General features: G+C 65.7%; 12 protein-coding genes, 3 tRNA genes and 1 pseudogene. 9 read left to right on the top strand and 7 right to left on the bottom strand.

Going from position 1 to position 17,058, the window contains the following annotated elements; all coding sequences use genetic code 11:
• Positions 1 to 62 precede the first annotated feature (62 nt).
• The 3 genes and pseudogenes from infB to rimP form a co-directional block, all read right to left on the bottom strand.
• Positions 63 to 3,086, bottom strand: a complete 3,024-nt coding sequence (gene infB / locus AC3WOE_RS02575; RefSeq protein ID WP_492688026.1) for a translation initiation factor IF-2 — start codon at positions 3,084 to 3,086, stop codon at positions 63 to 65.
• Between the two features lie 47 nt (positions 3,087 to 3,133).
• Positions 3,134 to 4,612, bottom strand: coding sequence for a transcription termination factor NusA (nusA, locus tag AC3WOE_RS02570; RefSeq protein ID WP_492688024.1), 1,479 nt, complete (start codon positions 4,610 to 4,612; stop codon positions 3,134 to 3,136).
• 113 nt (positions 4,613 to 4,725) lie between these two features.
• Positions 4,726 to 5,232 (bottom strand): annotated as a pseudogene (gene rimP / locus AC3WOE_RS02565) (ribosome maturation factor RimP); the annotation flags it as partial.
• A gap of 250 nt (positions 5,233 to 5,482) precedes the next feature.
• Between rimP and fabI the strand changes: the two are divergent.
• The 4 genes from fabI to AC3WOE_RS02545 all read left to right on the top strand — a co-directional run bounded on the left by fabI (position 5,483) and on the right by AC3WOE_RS02545 (position 10,798).
• Positions 5,483 to 6,262, top strand: coding sequence for an enoyl-ACP reductase FabI (gene fabI / locus AC3WOE_RS02560; RefSeq protein ID WP_492688022.1), 780 nt, complete (start codon positions 5,483 to 5,485; stop codon positions 6,260 to 6,262).
• Positions 6,263 to 6,481: 219 nt separating this feature from the next.
• Positions 6,482 to 8,629 carry a DUF1800 domain-containing protein gene (locus AC3WOE_RS02555; RefSeq protein WP_492688020.1) on the top strand — a complete coding sequence of 716 codons (2,148 nt, stop codon included), beginning with the start codon at positions 6,482 to 6,484 and terminating at the stop codon, positions 8,627 to 8,629.
• A 13-nt stretch (positions 8,630 to 8,642) separates the two neighbouring features.
• A complete protein-coding gene (locus AC3WOE_RS02550; RefSeq protein ID WP_492688018.1) occupies positions 8,643 to 9,974 on the top strand; it encodes a DUF1501 domain-containing protein in 1,332 nt (443 codons plus the stop codon).
• The gene (locus AC3WOE_RS02545) at positions 9,974 to 10,798 is read left to right on the top strand and encodes an AraC family transcriptional regulator (protein ID WP_492688017.1); all 825 of its coding nucleotides are present in this window, start codon (positions 9,974 to 9,976) and stop codon (positions 10,796 to 10,798) included. Before AC3WOE_RS02550 ends, AC3WOE_RS02545 begins: the two co-directional genes overlap by 1 nt.
• Before the next feature lie 9 nt (positions 10,799 to 10,807).
• On the opposite strand, the gene AC3WOE_RS02540 is transcribed toward AC3WOE_RS02545, so the two are convergent.
• Positions 10,808 to 13,075, bottom strand: coding sequence for an Orn/Lys/Arg family decarboxylase (locus AC3WOE_RS02540; protein ID WP_492688016.1), 2,268 nt, complete (start codon positions 13,073 to 13,075; stop codon positions 10,808 to 10,810).
• A 116-nt stretch (positions 13,076 to 13,191) separates the two neighbouring features.
• Between AC3WOE_RS02540 and AC3WOE_RS02535 the strand changes: the two genes are divergently transcribed.
• Together AC3WOE_RS02535 and AC3WOE_RS02530 are read left to right on the top strand one after the other, a co-directional pair.
• Positions 13,192 to 13,620, top strand: a complete 429-nt coding sequence (locus tag AC3WOE_RS02535) for an NfeD family protein (protein WP_492688015.1) — start codon at positions 13,192 to 13,194, stop codon at positions 13,618 to 13,620.
• 47 nt (positions 13,621 to 13,667) lie between these two features.
• The gene (locus tag AC3WOE_RS02530) at positions 13,668 to 14,579 is read left to right on the top strand and encodes an SPFH domain-containing protein (protein ID WP_492688014.1); all 912 of its coding nucleotides are present in this window, start codon (positions 13,668 to 13,670) and stop codon (positions 14,577 to 14,579) included.
• 274 nt (positions 14,580 to 14,853) lie between these two features.
• Here AC3WOE_RS02530 and AC3WOE_RS02525 read toward each other — a convergent pair whose 3' ends face one another.
• Positions 14,854 to 15,570: a helix-turn-helix transcriptional regulator gene (locus AC3WOE_RS02525; protein ID WP_492688013.1), complete on the bottom strand. Its 717-nt coding sequence runs from the start codon at positions 15,568 to 15,570 to the stop codon at positions 14,854 to 14,856.
• A gap of 77 nt (positions 15,571 to 15,647) precedes the next feature.
• On the opposite strand from AC3WOE_RS02525, the gene AC3WOE_RS02520 reads away from it, so the two are divergent.
• From AC3WOE_RS02520 to AC3WOE_RS02510, 3 genes are all read left to right on the top strand, one after another.
• Entirely contained in the window at positions 15,648 to 16,022 is a 375-nt protein-coding gene (locus AC3WOE_RS02520; RefSeq protein WP_492688011.1) for a DUF4902 domain-containing protein, read from the top strand.
• A 51-nt stretch (positions 16,023 to 16,073) separates the two neighbouring features.
• A tRNA-Ser gene (locus tag AC3WOE_RS02515) sits at positions 16,074 to 16,164 on the top strand.
• A gap of 171 nt (positions 16,165 to 16,335) precedes the next feature.
• Entirely contained in the window at positions 16,336 to 16,593 is a 258-nt protein-coding gene (locus tag AC3WOE_RS02510) for a hypothetical protein (protein ID WP_492688009.1), read from the top strand.
• A gap of 52 nt (positions 16,594 to 16,645) precedes the next feature.
• Here the strand turns inward: AC3WOE_RS02510 and AC3WOE_RS02505 are convergent.
• Both AC3WOE_RS02505 and AC3WOE_RS02500 read right to left on the bottom strand, forming a co-directional pair.
• A tRNA-Asp gene (locus AC3WOE_RS02505) sits at positions 16,646 to 16,722 on the bottom strand.
• 136 nt (positions 16,723 to 16,858) lie between these two features.
• Positions 16,859 to 16,934 (bottom strand) — tRNA-Glu (locus tag AC3WOE_RS02500).
• Positions 16,935 to 17,058 lie beyond the last annotated feature (124 nt).

The raw sequence follows: 17,058 nt of genomic DNA, 5'->3' as shown, positions 1-17,058 counted from the left end.
GGCGGTTTCCTGAAAGAACAAACCCCGCCCCGAGGGGCGGGGTTAACCCTCGGGTCTGGAGGTCAGAGCGTGCGGGCCACTTCCTTGATTTCGAAGAACTCGAGCTGATCACCTTCCTTGATGTCGCTGTAGTTCTTGAGCTTGATACCGCACTCGAAGCCTTCCTTGACTTCGCGGACGTCGTCCTTCTCGCGGCGCACCGACTCGACTTCACCCGTGTAGACCACGGTGTTGTCGCGCAGCAGGCGGAACTTGGCACCACGACGGACCAGGCCGCTGGTGACCATGGAACCGGCCACCGTGCCGATCTTGGAAGCGACGAACACGACGCGGATCTCGGCGGTACCGAGGGCCTCTTCGCGCTGCTCGGGCGCCAGCATGCCGGACATGGCCTTGGTCACGTCGTCCACAGCGTCGTAGATGATGCTGTAGTAACGCAGGTCCACGGCATTGCCCTCGGCCAGCTTGCGCGCGCCGGCGTCGGCACGCACATTGAAGCCGATGATGACGGCCTTGGAGGCGATGGCGAGGTTGATGTCGCTTTCGCTGATGCCGCCGACCGCCGCGTGGACGATCTGCACCTTGACCTCGGCATTGCTGAGCTTGAGCAGCGAGGCGGCCAGCGCTTCCTGCGAGCCCTGCACGTCGCTCTTGATAATCAGCGGCAGGGTCTGCACGTCGCCGGCACCCATTTCGCTGAACATGTTCTCGAGCTTGGCGGCCTGCTGCTTGGCCAGCTTGACGTCGCGGTACTTGCCCTGGCGGAAGGTGGCCACTTCACGGGCACGGCGTTCGTCGCCCAGCACCATGAACTCGTCACCGGCCTGCGGCACTTCGGTCAGGCCCTGGATCTCGACGGGGATGGACGGGCCAGCCTCGTTGGTGGCCTTGCCGTCTTCGTCCAGCATGGCGCGCACGCGGCCGAAGGTGGAGCCGGCCAGCACGACGTCGCCGCGCTTGAGCGTGCCGCTCTGCACCAGGACGGTGGCGACCGGGCCGCGGCCCTTGTCCAGCTTGGCTTCGATGACCAGGCCCTTGGCCATGGATTCGACCGGGGCCTTCAGTTCCAGCACTTCGGCCTGCAGCAGCACCTGCTCCAGCAGATCGTCGATGCCCTGGCCCGTCTTGGAAGACACGCCGATGAAGGGCGAATCACCACCGAACTCTTCCGGCACGACCTGCTCGGCCACCAGCTCGCTCTTGACGCGCTCGGCGTTGGCGTCGGGCTTGTCGATCTTGGTCATGGCGACCACGATGGGCACGCCAGCGGCCTTCGCGTGGTGGATGGCTTCCTTGGTCTGGGGCATGACGCCGTCATCCGCGGCACAAACCAGGATGACGATGTCGGTGGCCTTGGCACCGCGAGCACGCATGGCCGTGAAGGCCGCGTGACCCGGGGTGTCCAGGAAGGTGATCATGCCGCGCGGCGTTTCGACGTGGTAGGCGCCGATGTGCTGCGTGATGCCGCCGGCTTCGCCAGCCGCGACACGCGAACGACGGATGTAGTCCAGCAGCGAGGTCTTGCCGTGGTCGACGTGACCCATGACGGTGACCACCGGGGCGCGCGACAGCGATTCGTGCTGCTGCTCGGTGGTGCCCTCTTCTTCGAGGAAGGCGTCCGGATCGTCCAGCTTGGCGGCGAAGGCCTTGTGGCCCATTTCCTCGACCAGGATCATGGCCGTCTCTTGGTCGAGCTGCTGGTTGATGGTGACCATCTGGCCCAGCTTCATCAACTGCTTGATGACCTCGGCGGCCTTGACCGACATCTTGTGGGCGAGATCGGCCACCGAGATGGTCTCGGGGACGTGCACCTCTTGGATCTGCATTTCTGCAGGTGCCTGGAAGTTGGACTGGCCATTGCCACCACGGTCGCCTCGACGGCCGCCGGCACCACCGCGCGCCGGAGCACGCCAGTTGCCACCGCCACCCGGGCGATTCGCGCCGGCGGGGCCGGCACCAATGGTCTTGAGGCCACGCTTCTTGGCGGCGTCATCGGCCCAGCTCGACGACAGCTTCTCGGACTTGACCGACTTCTTGTCGCCCGGCTTGCCGGCGCCTGCACCAGCGCCTGCAGCGGCCGGTGCCGCGCCAGGAGCACCGGCCTTCTTGTGGATGGTGCCCTTGATGCCCGCAGCGGCTTCGACCGGCTTGGGTTCTTCCTTCTTGGCCGCGACCAGCACCTTCTTGGGTGCATTCATCATGGCGCGGATCTTGGCGGCCTCGTCCTCGGCGGCCTTGCGGCGGCGAGCCAGGTCGTCCTGCTTCTGCTTCTCTTCGGCAGCGGCATCGACGGCCTTGACGACGCGCAGCGCCGGCTTGGCGGCCTCGGGGGCCGGCGGCGGCGGAGCGACCACTTCGGGAGCGGGTGCGGGCGGCGGCGGGGCGACGACTTCGGGTTCCGGAGCCGGCGCGGGCGCAGCAGCCTTGGCACCCCGCTTGGAGGCGGCCTTGTTGATGGCAGCGGCTTCGGCGGCGGCAGCAGCAGCGTTGCGTGCGCGGGCCTCAGCCTGGTCGTCGGCCTTGTCTTCGGATTTGGCTTCGACCTTGGCAGCTTCAGCGGCAGCGGCTTCGGCAGCAGCCTTCGCGGCAGCTTCAGCGGCAGCGGCTTCGGCTGCAGCCTTGGCGGCGGCTTCCCGGGCGGTGCGTTCGGCTTCCTCGCGGGCCTTGACCTTGGCGGCGAGTTCCTCTTCCTGGGCGCGCAATGCGGCGGCCTGGGCCTGGGCCTCTTCCTCGCGGCGGGCCAGATCGGCTTCCTCAGCGCCGGCGGAGGACTCGTCGGAGGCGTCGTCACGCTTGACGAAGGTGCGCTTCTTGCGCACTTCGACCTGGATGGTGCGAGCCTTGCCAGAGGCATCAGCCTGCTTGATCTCGGTCGTCGACTTCTTGACGAGGGTGATCTTCTTGCGCTCACCACCGGCAGTGCCATGGGAGGTACGCAGGTGGTCGAGCAGGCTTTCCTTGTCGGTCTCGCTCAGCGAGTCGTCAACGGAAGACTTCTTGACGCCCGCGGCTTGCAGCTGCTCCAGCAGCGTGCCCGCCGGCTTGTTCAGCTCGGCGGCAAATTGGGCGACGGTAGTCACGGCCATGTGGGGATCCTTCAAATTACTTTCGGTGCGGCGCGGCGTGTTGTTGATCAGGCGTTGAACCAATGTTCGCGGGCCTTCATGATCAGAGCGCGCGCAGCGGCCTCATCCTGGCCGGTCAGCTCGACCAATTCATCGACGGCCAGATCGGCCAGGTCGTCACGGGTGTTGATGCCGCCTTCGGCGAGCTTGCTCAGCAGCTCGGGCGAAACGCCCTCGAGGTCACGCAGGTCCTGCGAGACCTCCTCGACCTTCTCTTCCTTGGCGATTTCCATCGTCAGCAGCGCATCCTTGGCACGGGTGCGCAGCTCGGTGACGGTGTCTTCGTCGAAGGCTTCGATCTCGAGCATTTCCTGCATCGGGACGTAGGCGACTTCTTCCAGGCTGGTGAAACCCTCGGCGATCAGGATGTCGGCGACTTCGGCATCGACGTCGAGCTTCTCGACGAAGAGCTTGCGGACGCTTTCGGCTTCCAGCTCGTGCTTGGCGGCCGATTCCTCGGCCGACATGATGTTGATGCGCCAGCCGGTCAGCTCGGACGCCAGGCGCACGTTCTGGCCACCACGGCCGATGGCGATGGCGAGATTTTCCTCGTCGACGACGACGTCCATGGCGTGGCGCTCTTCATCCACGACGATGGACTGCACATTGGCCGGGGCCAGGGCGCCGATGACGAACTGGGCGGGGTCTTCGCTCCACAGCACGATGTCCACGCGCTCGCCGGCCAGTTCGGTCGTCACGCCATTGACGCGCGAACCGCGCACGCCGACGCAGGTGCCGATGGGGTCGACGCGGCGGTCGTGGCTGACGACGGCGATCTTGGCGCGGCTGCCGCTGTCGCGGGCGCAGCTCTTGATCTCCAGCAGACCCTGCTCGATTTCCGGCACTTCCTGGGCGAAGAGTTCCTTCATGAACTCAGGCGCCGAGCGCGACAGCATGATCTGCGGGCCGCGCTGGGTCGGGTCCACGCCGAGGATGACGGCGCGCACACGGTCACCGGTGCGCAGGTTCTCTTTCGAGATCATCTCGCTGCGCTTCAGGCGGCCTTCCACCCGGCCGCTCTCGACAATGATGTCGCCCTTGTCCAGGCGCTTGACGGTGCCGACGAAGATCTTCTCGCCGCGCGACATGAAGTCGTTCAGCAGCTGCTCGCGCTCGGCGTCGCGGATCTTCTGCAGGATGACCTGCTTGGCGGCCTGCGCGCCGATACGGCCGATGGGCACGGACTCGACGGGCTCCTCGATGTGGTCGTCCACCTCGATGTCAGCGATCTGTTCCTGCGCTTCGAACAGCAGGATTTCGGCGTCGGCGTTCTGCAGGCCGGCCTCGTTCGGCACCACATGCCAGCGGCGGAAGGTCTCGTACTCGCCAGAGTCACGGTCCACGCTGACGCGGATGTCGGCCTCACCGCCGTAAATCTTCTTGGTGGCCGAGGCCAGCGCGGCTTCGACCGCACCGAACACGACATCGCGCTCCACGCTCTTCTCGCGCGAGATCGCGTCCACCAGCATCAACATTTCGCGGTTCATTGCTTGAGACCTCCGTCAACCTTGTCTTGGCCGGGCGCCGCCTGAGGCTCGCCCGCTTGTTTCTTGGCCGAAGCTTTCTTCGGCTTGATGACGCCCCGCTGGCCGGGCTTTCGATCGGGCGCCGGCTCACCGCCGCGCCCCTTGAAACTGAATGTCGGCACCAGGCGGGCTTCACGCACCTCGTCGAGGGTGAAGTCCAACGCCTGCTCGGCCTCGCCGTCGTCGAAAACCAGGCGCCAGGCCTGGTCGTCCGCGCTGTCCGGCTGCGAACTGACGACGCCGCGGTATTTCTTCCGCCCCTGGAAGGGCATCTTCAGCGTGATGTCGATTTCCCGGCCGGCGAAGCGCGCAAAGTGCGCAGCATGGCGCAGCGGGCGGTCCAGACCCGGCGAGGACACCTCGAGCCGGCTGTATTCAAACGCTTCGACTTCCAGCACATACTGCAACTGGCGCGTGACCTTCTCGCAATCGTCCACCGTGATCAACTCGCCGGCGTCGGCCTGCGCCGGCAGCTTGTCGATCGTGACGCGCACAGTCCCACCACTGGCACTGCGATCGCAGTCCACGAGTTCGTAACCGAGTCCGGTCACGGTCGTTTCCACAGCGGTTTGCCAACTCATTCGGGGTATGCGGGGGTCTAGCGAGAGAAAATCGAAAAAGCAAAAAAAATGGGCTGGATGAATCCGCCCACTCGTTCACCTGATATCGCGCACCGGGGGATGTCGTCCGGTGCTCGTTGAGAGCCTCTTTTCAGAGTTCCCTCAAGTCTGGTGAAGCTCGGATTGTACTGTGCAAGTCCCGTGCCGGCAAGCTGCTACGCCCTGCGCATGCCAGAATCTGAGGCTGTTTGAGACCTCACAGGAGACAAGAATGGGCTTTCTCGCCGGCAAGCGGCTGTTGATCACGGGCGTGCTGTCCAACCGCTCCATCGCCTACGGCATTGCCCGTGCCTGCCACCGCGAAGGCGCCGAGCTGGCTTTCAGCTATCAAGGCGAGCGCTTCAAGGACCGCATCACCGAGTTCGCCGCCGAATTCGGCTCCCAGCTGGTTTTCGACTGCGACGTGACCAGCGACGAGCAGATGGAAGCCTTGTTCAACCAGTTGGGCGAGGCCTGGCCGGAGTTCGACGGTTTCGTCCATTCCATCGGTTTCGCGCCGCGCGAGGCGATTGCCGGCAATTTCCTCGAGGGCATGACGCGCGAGAACTTCCGCATCGCCCACGACATCTCGGCCTACAGCTTCCCGGCCATGGCCAAGCTGGCGGCACCGCGCCTGCGCGAGGGCGCCGCCCTGCTGACGCTGAGCTACCTGGGCGCCATCCGCGTCGTGCCCAACTACAACACCATGGGCCTGGCCAAGGCCAGCCTGGAAGCCAGCGTGCGCTACCTGGCGCAGGCGATGGGCTCCAAGGGCGTGCGGGTCAACGGCATCTCGGCCGGCCCGATCAAGACGCTGGCGGCCTCGGGCATCAAGGACTTCGGCAAGCTGCTGGGCCAGTTCGCGGCCCAGGCACCCATCCGTCGCAACGTGACCATCGAGGACGTCGGCAACACCGCCGCCTTCCTGCTGTCCGACCTTGCGGCCGGCATCAGCGCCGAAATCACCTATGTCGACGGTGGTTTCAGCCATACCGCGATGGCCATGGAGTGAGCTTGCGCGGGCTGACCAGGTCACGCACAACTCGTGACATTTGCACAAATCAGCCACGCAAGTCCTTACAAGACTGACATCCTTGGTCAGCAACGAACAGAAATCGTCAGTTCGATCGGGGCCCCAAGCCTCATAACCGACGCACGACGTCAGTTTTGAGGCCCGCCAGGCATGGCATGAGCTTTGCGCCGGAAAGTCGCCTTCTTTCGGAGCGACGCCATGCCCTGCCCTCTCCCGCCACGTCTTGTCCGCATCGCCGCGCTGGCCGTCGCCGGCGGACTGGGCGCCGGCCCTCTGCTCGCCCAGACCATCACGGTCTACAGCAGCGGCAACCTGCCCATCGCCACCACCCGGCAGCTGACGGCCTATGTGCCGCTGTCGCCCAACACCGTCACCTGGACGGTCAACGGCATTGCCGGCGGCAACACCACCATCGGCACGGTCAGCGACCGCGGCCTGTACACGGCGCCCGCCACGGTGCCGATGCAGAGTGACGTCACCGTCGCGGCCACCAGCACGGCCTACCCGGCCAAATCCGGCAGCATCACGCTGAGCATCACCCAGGTCCAGCCGCGGCTGTGGAGCATCAGCCCGGCGGCGGTGCCCGCCGGCGCCTTCACGCTCAAGTTGAACGGCGCCGCCTTCCCGACCAATGTGGCCGTGAAGATCGGCGACCTGAGCGCGACCGTCACTCGCGTTTCGGCCACGCAGCTGCTGGCCTCGGCGACCGCTCCCAGCACCTGGCTGGGCAAGACGCAGCCGGTGCAGGTCTGGGCGACGGGCCTGGGCACCATAGGCTCGGACATCGTCAATCTGTCCATCTCCACCGCGGCGCCGGCTCCAGCGCCCACGCCTGCGCCGTCGCCCTCTCCATCGCCCAGTCCGGCCCCCTCGCCCGCTCCGGCACCGGCGCCTTCACCGGTCCCCGGCCCCGGCCAAGGCACGGCGAATCTGGCCGCCGCGCGTTTCCTGGAGCAGGCCAGCTTCGGCCCCAACGCCGGCGCCGTCGCCCGCGTGCAGAGCCTGGGCCAGGACGCATGGCTGGCCGAGCAGTTCGCCATGGCCGAGACGGCCGTCGCGACGCCCACCGACGGCAGCACGTCGACGGTGGCGGCCCAGATGCTAAACCGGCTGACCGACGCCCCCGACCAGCTGCGCCAGCGCGTGGCCTATGCGCTGGCCCAGGTCATCGTCATCTCGGCCAACAAGAACATCTATGCCGAGGAAATCGCGCCGCATCTGCGCACGCTGAGCAAGAACGCCTTCGGCAACTACCGCACGCTGCTGGAGGAAGTCGCGCGCAGCCCGCAGATGGGCAAATACCTGGACCTCGCCAACAGCAACAAGCCGCTGGGCGGCTCGGCGGCCAACGAGAACTTCGCCCGCGAGCTGATGCAGCTCTTCACCATCGGCCTCGTGAAGCTGAACGCCGACGGCACGCCGCAGCTGGACCTGTCCGGTCGCACCATCCCGACCTATGACCAGTCGACCATCCAGCAGGTGGCCCTGGCGCTGACGGGCTGGACCTATGTCGGCACCGGCAGCAACAACTGGGAGAACTTCAGCGGTCCGATGGTGCTGCGCGAGGTCAACCATGACCAGCGCGCCAAGAGCTTCCTCGGCTGCAGCCTGGCCGCCAGCCAGGGCACCGATGCCGACCTGAAGGCGACGCTGGACTGCCTCTTCCAGCATCCCAACACGCCGCCCTTCGTGTCGCTGCGGCTGATCCGCCAGCTCGTCAAGAGCAACCCCAGCCCGGCCTATGTGCAGCGCGTCGCCGCCGTGTTCACCAACAACGGCAGCGGCGTGCGCGGTGACCTGAAGGCCGTCGTGCGCGCCATCCTGCTCGATGCCGAAGCCCGCAACGACACGGCCGGCACCAACGACGGCCGGCTGCGCGACCCGATGCAGCACATCGCGGCCACCCTGCGAGCGCTGAACGGTGGTTTCCAGCCCGGCAACCAGCTCAGCTGGGAGATCGGCCGCACCGGCCAGACGCCGCTGACGCCGCCCTCGGTTTTCGGCCACTACTCGCAGGTCTTCCGCCTGCCGCAGACGACGCTGAACGCGCCCGAGTTCCAGATCTACACGCCGACCGAGGCCACGCTGCGCGGCAACTTCCTGTGGGCCTTGCTGACCCAGCCGGGCGGGAATATGCGCATCAATCTCCAGCCCTTCACCGCGGTGGCCAACGACACGACGGCCCTGATCAACGCCGTCGATCAGGCCCTGCTGTGGGGCCGCATGCCGGCAGCCATGCGCCAAAGCCTGGCCAACGCCATCAATGCCCAGTACGACGCCACGCAGCGCGTGCAGGTGGCTCTCTATCTGACGCTGCTGTCCGGCCAGCACGCCATCCAACATTGAGGAAGGACGCGCCATGACCGCCCACAACACCACCCGCCGCGCCCTGCTGCGTGCCGCCTGCGCCCTCACGGCTGCACCGGCCTTCTCCAGCCATGCGCAGACGACCGAGGACTACCGCGCCCTGGTCTGCGTCTTCCTCGCCGGTGGCTGCGACGGCCACAACGTGCTGGTGCCGCAGGGCGCGGCCGCCTACGCGGCCTACAAGAACCTGCGCGGCGGCCTGGCCCTGCCCGACCAGAACACAGCCCTGCTGCCCATCACCACGACCGATGGCGTGGCCTATGCGCTGAACTCCGGCCTGCAGACCGTCCATCCGCTGTGGGCCCAGGGCAGGCTGGCGGCCATCGCCAACGTCGGCCCGCTGCTGGCACCGACGACGCGCGCCCAGATCTTGGCCGGCGCGGCGACCCTGCCAGCCAACCTGTTCTCCCATTCCGACCAGATGCAGCAGACCCAGGCCGGCAACGGCAGCGGCGGCGGCACCGGCTGGGGCGGGCGCACGGCCGATGCCCTCGTCGCGCGCAACGGCACTTCACGCTTCCCCGCCGCGGTCTCCATGGCCGGCGGCGCGCTGTTCTCCAACGGCGCCCAGGTGCCCAGCGCCAGCCTGGTGCCGGGCTTCAACCTCGATGTCAGCGGCATGAGCACCTGGCCGGCGTCCGCAACGGCCGCACGCAGCCAGGCTCTGAGCGAGATCCTGGCTCTGGACGGCGGCGTCAAGCTGATCCAGGCCGCCAACCAGGTCAGGCGCGACGCGCTCAGTCTGGGCATGCTGCTGCGCAGCAGCGGCGCCGGCACCGTGAGCACCGTCTTTCCCGGCACCGATCTGGGCCAGCAACTGCAGCAGGTCGCCCGTGTCATCGCGCTGCGCAACACCGTCGGCGTCAAGCGCCAGGTCTTCTTCGTGCAGCTCGGCGGCTTCGACACCCACAGCGGCCAGAGCTGGCAGCAATGGGACCTGCTGCGCCAGTTGGGCGACGCCATGGGCGCCTTCTACAACGCCACCGTCGAGCTCGGCGTCTCGCAGATGGTCACCAGCTTCACGCAGAGCGAATTCGGCCGCTCCCTGCAGCCCAGCGGCTCCGGCACCGACCACGGCTGGGGCAACCATCACCTCATCCTCGGCGGCGCCGTCAAGGGCGGCCAGGTCTACGGCCGCTTCCCCTATCCGGCCCTGGGCGGCGCGGACGATTCCGGCAGCCGTGGCGCCCTCATACCCAGCACCTCGCTGGAGCAGTTCGGCGCGACACTGGCACGCTGGTTCGGCCTCGACGCGACGGCCCTCAACACGGCCTTCCCGGCGCTGGCCGCCTTCTCGCCACAGGACCTGGGATTCATGAGCTGATGCCCTCGAGCCGCACGCAACTGCTGCCGCCCAGTCCGACGCTGACAGCCTATGTGCAAGCCATCGCAGTGAGGCGGCCAAGTGCTGACGGGCCGGCATTGCCCGCAGTGCAATGCTTTCCCGCCAACGTGCAGGGTGCCCTCACCGTGCTGCACCGCGGCGACTGGGTCGACGGCGACTCGGGGCTTTCGCTGGCCGACCTGGAGCTGGCCGGCCCTCGCCTCGTTCCTGCGCGGCGTGTGTACGCGAACGACCCGGCCATCACGACGGTGCTGCTGCGCCCCGGCGTGCTGAGCTGGCTGTTCGACCTGCCGGCCGCGGAATGGGTCAACCGACGCGGACCGGCGGCCGAAGTCATAGGCTGGCCAAAGGCCGAGCTGTTGCTGTCGCAACTGCGGCGCGCCCACAGCACCGCGGCCCAGGTCTGGATCATCGAGCAGCAGTTGCATTGCTGGGTGGAAAAGGCCCAGGCGCGCCGCGCCTGGCAACCGCCGCCACGCGTACCCGCCGCAGCCCTGAGCGTCAATGACTGGGCCGACGAGGCCACGTCAAGTGCCCGCCAGCTGCAGCGCCGCGTCGGCGACGCCCTGGGGCTGTCACCCAAGGCGCTGCTGCGCATCGAACGCCTGCACGAGGGGCTGCGTCGCCTCGCCGATGGCGCGGCGCTGGCCGACGTGGCAACGCAATGCGGCTTCAGCCATGGCGCCCACATGGTGCGTGAGTTCCGCGCTCTGACGGGCCTGAGCCCGGCCGGCGTACGCCGCGACCTGGCCCGTCACGAGGGCCTGCCCTGGCGTCTCGGCGACGCCCTCGCCTCAGCCTAGGCCTGCCGATCAGGCCTTCACGCAGTCCACGTAGTAGCGACCGCGGCCGGTCTCTTCGTCCACCTCGTGCACGAGGCCGTGCACATCGGTCGCAAAGCCCGGGAACTTGGCGTTGAAGCTGCGCGTGAACTTCAGGTAGTCGCAGATCTTCTTGTTGAAGCGCTCGCCAGGAATCAGCAGCGGGATGCCGGGCGGGTAAGGCGTCAGCAGCGAGGTCGTGATGCGGCCTTCGAGATCGTCGATGCCGACGCGCTCGGTCTTGCGCTGGGCGATGTGGGCGTAGGCGTCCGTCGGCGTCATGGCCGGCTGCAGGTTGGACAAGTACATGTCCGTCGTCAGGCGCGCAATGTCGCCCTCGGCATAGGCCTGGTGGATGCTCTGGCAGAGGTCGCGCAGCCCCATGCGCTCGTACTTGGGGAACTGGGCGCAGAACTCCGGCAGGATTCGCCACAGCGGCGCGTTCTTGTCGTAGTCGTCCTTGAACTGCTGCAGCGCGGTCAGCAGCGTGTTCCAGCGGCCCTTGGTGATGCCGATGGTGAACATGATGAAGAAGGAGTACAGACCCGTCTTCTCGACCACCACGCCGTGCTCGACCAGGAACTTGGTGACGACGGACGCCGGGATGCCGGTGGAGGCAAAGCGGCCTTCCATGTCCAGCCCGGGCGTGATGATGGTGGACTTGATCGGGTCCAGCATGTTGAAGCCTTCGGCCAGGCCGCCGAAGCCATGCCAGTCCTCGTCGGCATGCAGCATCCAGTCGGCCGACATCGGCTCGCTGCCTTCCTCGGCACGCAGGAAGTCCGGCCCCCAGACCTTGAACCACCAGTCGTCGCCATACTCGCCATCCACCTTGCGCATGGCGCGGCGGAAGTCCAGCGATTCGCGGATGCTTTCTTCCACCAGCGCCGTGCCACCCGGAGGTTCCATCATGGCCGCGGCCACGTCGCAGCTCGCGATGATGGAGTACTGCGGGCTGGTGCTGGTGTGCATCAAGTACGCCTCGTTGAAGAGGTGCTTGTCGAGCTTGACGCTCTGCGAGTCCTGCACAAGCACCTGCGAGGCCTGCGAGATGCCGGCCAGCAGCTTGTGCGTGGACTGGGTCGCGTAGACCATGGCCTCCTTGGGGCGCGGGCGGTTCTTGCCCATCGCGTGGAACTGGCCATAGAAGTCGTGGAAGGCCGCGTGCGGCAACCAGGCCTCGTCGAAATGCAGCGTCGGGATGTAGCCGTCCAGCTTCTTCTTGATGGTCTCGGTGTTGTAGAGCACGCCGTCGTAGGTGCTCTGCGTCAGCGTGACGATGGAAGGCTTGACCGTGTCCGGGTCAATGTGGGCCAGCAGCGGGTTGGCGGCGATCTTGGCGCGGATGGTCTCCGGGCTGAACTCGCTCTCGGGGATGGGGCCGATGATGCCGTAGTGGTTGCGCGTCGGCGTCAGGAACACCGGGATCGCGCCGCACATGATGATGGCGTGCAGATTGCTCTTGTGGCAGTTGCGGTCGATGACGACGACGTCGCCCGGCGCCACCGTGTGGTGCCAGACCATCTTGTTGGACGTGCTGGTGCCGTTGGTGACGAAGAAGCAATGGTCGGCATTGAAGATGCGCGCGGCATTCTTCTCCGACGCGGCGACCGGGCCGGTGTGATCCAGCAGCTGGCCGAGTTCTTCCACGGCATTGCAGACGTCGGCGCGCAGCATGTTCTCGCCGAAGAACTGGTGGAACATCTGGCCGACCGGACTCTTGAGAAAGGCCACGCCGCCGGAATGGCCGGGGCAATGCCAGGAGTAGGAACCGTCCTGGGCGTAGTCCATCAGCGCCTTGAAGAAAGGCGGCGCCAGGCCGTCGAGATAGCTCTTGGCCTCGCGGATGATGTGGCGGGCCACGAACTCCGGCGTGTCCTCGAACATGTGGATGAAGCCGTGCAGTTCGCGCAGCACGTCATTGGGCAAGTGCTGGCTGGTGCGCGTCTCGCCGTAGACGTAGATCGGGATGTCCGGGTTGCGGTTGCGGATCTCCTGGATGAACTTGCGCAGATTCAGCACGGCCGGATCCAGGTCGGGACCGGAGGTGAACTCCTCGTCGTCGATGGACAGGATGAAGGCGGAAGCGCGGCTTTGCTGCTGGGCGAACTGCGACAGGTCGCCGTAGCTCGTCACGCCCAGGACTTCCATGCCTTCTTTCTGGATGGCCTCGGCCAGCGCGCGGATGCCCAGTCCCGAGGTATTTTCTGAACGGTAATCCTCGTCAATGATGACAACGGGGAAATGGAAACGGATCATGGCGGCCTCCAGCGGGCGGGCATCAAAAAAACGAAGCGGCGAAGTGTAGGGCCGCAGCGTGTCTCACCCATGTCGCGGGTCTAAACTGGATCGATACCACAGCCTTGGGAGGCGAGATGGATTGGAACTGGGCCACCGTCTGGTGGATTGCAGCGGGTGTGCTGGTGGCGGCCGAACTGGCCAGCGGGACGTTCTATCTGCTGATGCTGGCGGTGGGAGCCGCGGCCGGCGCGGTGGCGGCTCATCTGAATCTGGGCCCCGCGGGGCAGATGCTGGCCTCGGCCGTCGTGGGCGGAGCGGCCGTTTTCGTGCTTCACCGGCGTCGCGACAAGGCGCCCGAGGCGGCGCCGGCCGCCAGCAACCCCGACGTCAACCTCGACATCGGCCAGAGCGTGCAGGTGGACACCTGGTCATCCGAAGGGCGGACCCAGGTCCAGTACCGTGGCGCGGCCTGGCAGGCCCGCTTCATCGGCAACCCGCCTGCCCAGAGCGGCCGGCACATCATCCGCGCCATGGAAGGCAGTTGCCTGCTGCTGGACCGCTGAGCGTCATCTCCTCCCATGTTTCTGCAGAACTCCGCCTGAGAGGCCTCATGGAAATCGCACTCGTCATCCTCGTCATCGCCGCCATCTTCGTGGTCCGCTCGATCAAGGTCGTGCCCCAGCAGCATGCCTGGGTCGTCGAGCGACTGGGCCGCTATCACGCCACGTTGACGCCGGGCCTGAACTTCCTGGTGCCCTTTGTCGATCGCCTGGCCTACCGCCACTCGCTGAAGGAGATTCCTCTGGACGTGCCCAGCCAGGTCTGCATCACCAAGGACAACACCCAGCTGACTGTCGACGGCATCCTCTACTTCCAGGTCACCGACCCGATGCGCGCCAGCTACGGTGCCAGCAACTATGTCGTGGCCATCACCCAACTCGCCCAGACGACGCTGCGCTCCGTCATCGGCCGCATGGAGCTGGACCGCACCTTCGAGGAGCGCGCCCTCATCAACACCTCCGTCGTCGAGGCCCTGGACGAGGCGGCGCTGAACTGGGGCGTCAAGGTGCTGCGCTACGAGATCAAGGACCTGACGCCGCCACCGGCCATCCTGCACTCCATGCAGGCCCAGATCACGGCAGAACGCGAGAAGCGCGCCCTGATCGCGGCCTCCGAGGGGCGCCGCCAGGAGCAGATCAATATCGCCACCGGCGAGCGCGAGGCGGCCATCGCCAAGTCGGAAGGCCAGAAACAGGCCGAGATCAACAAGGCCCAGGGCGAGGCGGCGGCCATCACGGCGGTGGCCGACGCCACCTCGGACGCCATCCGCAAGATCGCCGCAGCCATTCAGCAGCCGGGTGGCGACCAGGCCGTGCAGCTCAAGGTCGCTGAGAAGGCCGTCGAGGCCTATGCCCAGCTCGCGCAGAAGACCAACACCATGATCGTGCCGGGCAACATGAGCGAGGTCGGAGGCCTGATTGGCACGGCGATGGCGCTGCTCAAGGGCGGCGCGCGACCCTGACCTTTGAATACAAAAAAGCCCGCGAGGGCCCCTAGTCAGGGCGGTCGCGGGCGCAAGACGTTCGGGGGGCGCCGAACGAAAGCGATGGAGGTGTCGCTTTTCCTACTTCCTACGGGCTTTAGCTGCCGGTGTAGGGCAAACCGAAGATTTCAGCAATCAGGTTCCACATGTTCCGCTCCATCTGGCCACCTGGGCCGAATTCAAGATGGGGCGGAGTTTGTAGGACGGCAAGAACGCGGGGAACTACAAACCCTTGTAGGGCGCGCCTCGGGCACTACAAGAGGCCAAGCTCCATGGCCTTCAATACCGCATGGCCCTTGCTCGACACGTCCAGTTGCTCGAACAGCTGCTTCATGTGGTAGTTGACAGTGTTCTCGCTGATGCCGAGAAGGCTGCCGACAACCCAGGCACTCTTACCTTCCATCGTCAGCTTCAGAATTTCAAGCTGGCGCGGCTTCAGCTGAGGCGCGTCGGATCGACCGGTGCGCGGTACAAGGACGCGTCCAGCAGCGTCTTGTGCATGGATTGCGAGCAACTGCAGGTCGGCAACCATGCGATTCAGCTTTTTGGGGTCGCGAGGCAAAGCCTCATCACGATCAACGCCCAACAGGAACCGCCGATAGGTCGGCATCAACACACTGACGGCTATCCCGGTACGGTAGCCGTAAGGTGCTTGCATTTCCCAGAGATCGCCGGCGTCCGCGTCGGCATAAAGCCTCTGGTCATAGATCAAGGGCGTGTGAGCCCGTGCCACGTGGCGATGTACGGGATCCCGCTTCACGTTCTCCAGATCGCCGGACGCGGCCAGGAACTCAGCTGGCGTATTGCCAATCGGAACGTACTGCTTCTTGGCGCCCGGCGTTGGTCGCTCAATGACCATGACACCTGAGATCAACCCGAAGCCCAAGTCGTGCGCAGCATCGATCAGTCCTTGCCTGAAAGATGCGAAATCTGCCGCTTGACTGACTTGTTCGTACCGCTGGAGGTTCATGCGCTACTAGGGTTGGTAGGAGCAGCACAGCGTCGACGAACGCAAACTGCGAGCCATCCAATGACGGGGAGATCCGAATGCAGATGGCAGCATGGCAACTGATGGCCTGCGATACGGTCGTTAAGACTGTAAACGAGTTTGAAAAGGTGACTCATGACCTGCGACAAGTCGGCAGCAGTGTCAGAGTGCATGATGCACGCTCCGGGCTGAGAAGCGGACAGGAGGTCTGGGCAGCGCTGGCCGATGGCGAAGCCATCCAGATCGCCTGGGAGTGGACCGAGATCCAGCCCGACGTCGTGGCCCTCTTCGACCCGATGAACATCCTGTGCAACGTCGCGCTGATCGACGGCACCGGCCATGAACTCGCCCGCTCGCGGCGCATGCTGCACCTCAACAACGTCGTGCACCAACTCGACTGGCGCGGCGCGCTCGACTGGCGCAGCGCGAACTGACCGATTGACTCTCCGCAGCGCTCGCCAATGCGTTATGATGGCGGGCTTGCAGGAGAGGTGGATGAGCGGTTTAAGTCGCACGCCTGGAAAGCGTGTGTGGGTTAATAGCCCACCGCGGGTTCGAATCCCGCCCTCTCCGCCAAGCACGATCGGGCCCTCTGGGCCCGTTTTGCTTTCCGGGCCCGGCATTGAGCGACCCTCGGTCGCAGTTCACCCCACGGAAAGCGCAGTTCGTCGCGCCGCGCTGGCCCGCTACCCGGGCTTGTTCAACACTTCAATCCGCGCCTTGCCCAATGCGAGGATGGAGTCGGAGATGCCAAGAGTGAAAAAGGGATGGTGGTGCCTCAGCCTGACGCTAGGTCTGCTGGTTGGCAGCCTGCCCGCTGGAGCCAGCGAAGTCGTCAAGCTGGCTCGCCTGGTTGTCAGCGGCAAACGCGGCACGACCGAAGCCCCCAAGGCCGCCGCTCCGACCGAGCAGCGGCAAGCTCCCGCGGCCCCTCAGGCCCACGGCAACGGCGGCAATGACGACGCCGGCACAGCACCTGCCCCCGCACGCGGCCTCGTTTCCTGAACAGACAAAGAAAAAGCGCCGAAACCTGATGGTTTCGGCGCTTTATTATTTTTGGCGGAGTGGACGGGGCTCGAACCCGCGACCCCCGGCGTGACAGGCCGGTATTCTAACCAACTGAACTACCACTCCGCGTGGGATGAATTCGATACCGTCTTTCGACAATATCCAAGCTCATCAAACTCGCCCGTCTTGCGACAGGTTTTCCGTCTTGCGACGGGATTGCCAAAAGCATTCTCGTCTGACAACGAGATTGCCAAAGCAACTTTGGCGTCCCCTAGGGGATTCGAACCCCTGTAATCACCGTGAAAGGGTGGTGTCCTAGGCCTCTAGACGAAGGGGACTGAACTTTTCAAACCTACTGCTGCGAACCACTAAATATTCAAAGAATATTTGGTGGAGGTAAGCGGGATCGAACCGCTGACCTCTTGCATGCCATGCAAGCGCTCTCCCAGCTGAGCTATACCC

The sequence above is a fragment of the Roseateles sp. FW305-36 genome (assembly GCF_058787015.1).
This window is presented reverse-complemented; position numbering and strand designations above follow the sequence as displayed.

What these genes read in the sequence shown, in the direction of transcription:
- infB (WP_492688026.1), bottom strand. Translation starts at nt 3,086, where the DNA reads ATGGCCGTGACTACCGTCGCCCAATTTGCCGCCGAGCTGAACAAGCCG.
- nusA (WP_492688024.1), bottom strand. Translation starts at nt 4,612, where the DNA reads ATGAACCGCGAAATGTTGATGCTGGTGGACGCGATCTCGCGCGAGAAG.
- fabI (WP_492688022.1), top strand. Translation starts at nt 5,483, where the DNA reads ATGGGCTTTCTCGCCGGCAAGCGGCTGTTGATCACGGGCGTGCTGTCC.
- AC3WOE_RS02555 (WP_492688020.1), top strand. Translation starts at nt 6,482, where the DNA reads ATGCCCTGCCCTCTCCCGCCACGTCTTGTCCGCATCGCCGCGCTGGCC.
- AC3WOE_RS02550 (WP_492688018.1), top strand. Translation starts at nt 8,643, where the DNA reads ATGACCGCCCACAACACCACCCGCCGCGCCCTGCTGCGTGCCGCCTGC.
- AC3WOE_RS02545 (WP_492688017.1), top strand. Translation starts at nt 9,974, where the DNA reads ATGCCCTCGAGCCGCACGCAACTGCTGCCGCCCAGTCCGACGCTGACA.
- AC3WOE_RS02540 (WP_492688016.1), bottom strand. Translation starts at nt 13,075, where the DNA reads ATGATCCGTTTCCATTTCCCCGTTGTCATCATTGACGAGGATTACCGT.
- AC3WOE_RS02535 (WP_492688015.1), top strand. Translation starts at nt 13,192, where the DNA reads ATGGATTGGAACTGGGCCACCGTCTGGTGGATTGCAGCGGGTGTGCTG.
- AC3WOE_RS02530 (WP_492688014.1), top strand. Translation starts at nt 13,668, where the DNA reads ATGGAAATCGCACTCGTCATCCTCGTCATCGCCGCCATCTTCGTGGTC.
- AC3WOE_RS02525 (WP_492688013.1), bottom strand. Translation starts at nt 15,570, where the DNA reads ATGAACCTCCAGCGGTACGAACAAGTCAGTCAAGCGGCAGATTTCGCA.
- AC3WOE_RS02520 (WP_492688011.1), top strand. Translation starts at nt 15,648, where the DNA reads ATGCAGATGGCAGCATGGCAACTGATGGCCTGCGATACGGTCGTTAAG.
- AC3WOE_RS02510 (WP_492688009.1), top strand. Translation starts at nt 16,336, where the DNA reads ATGCCAAGAGTGAAAAAGGGATGGTGGTGCCTCAGCCTGACGCTAGGT.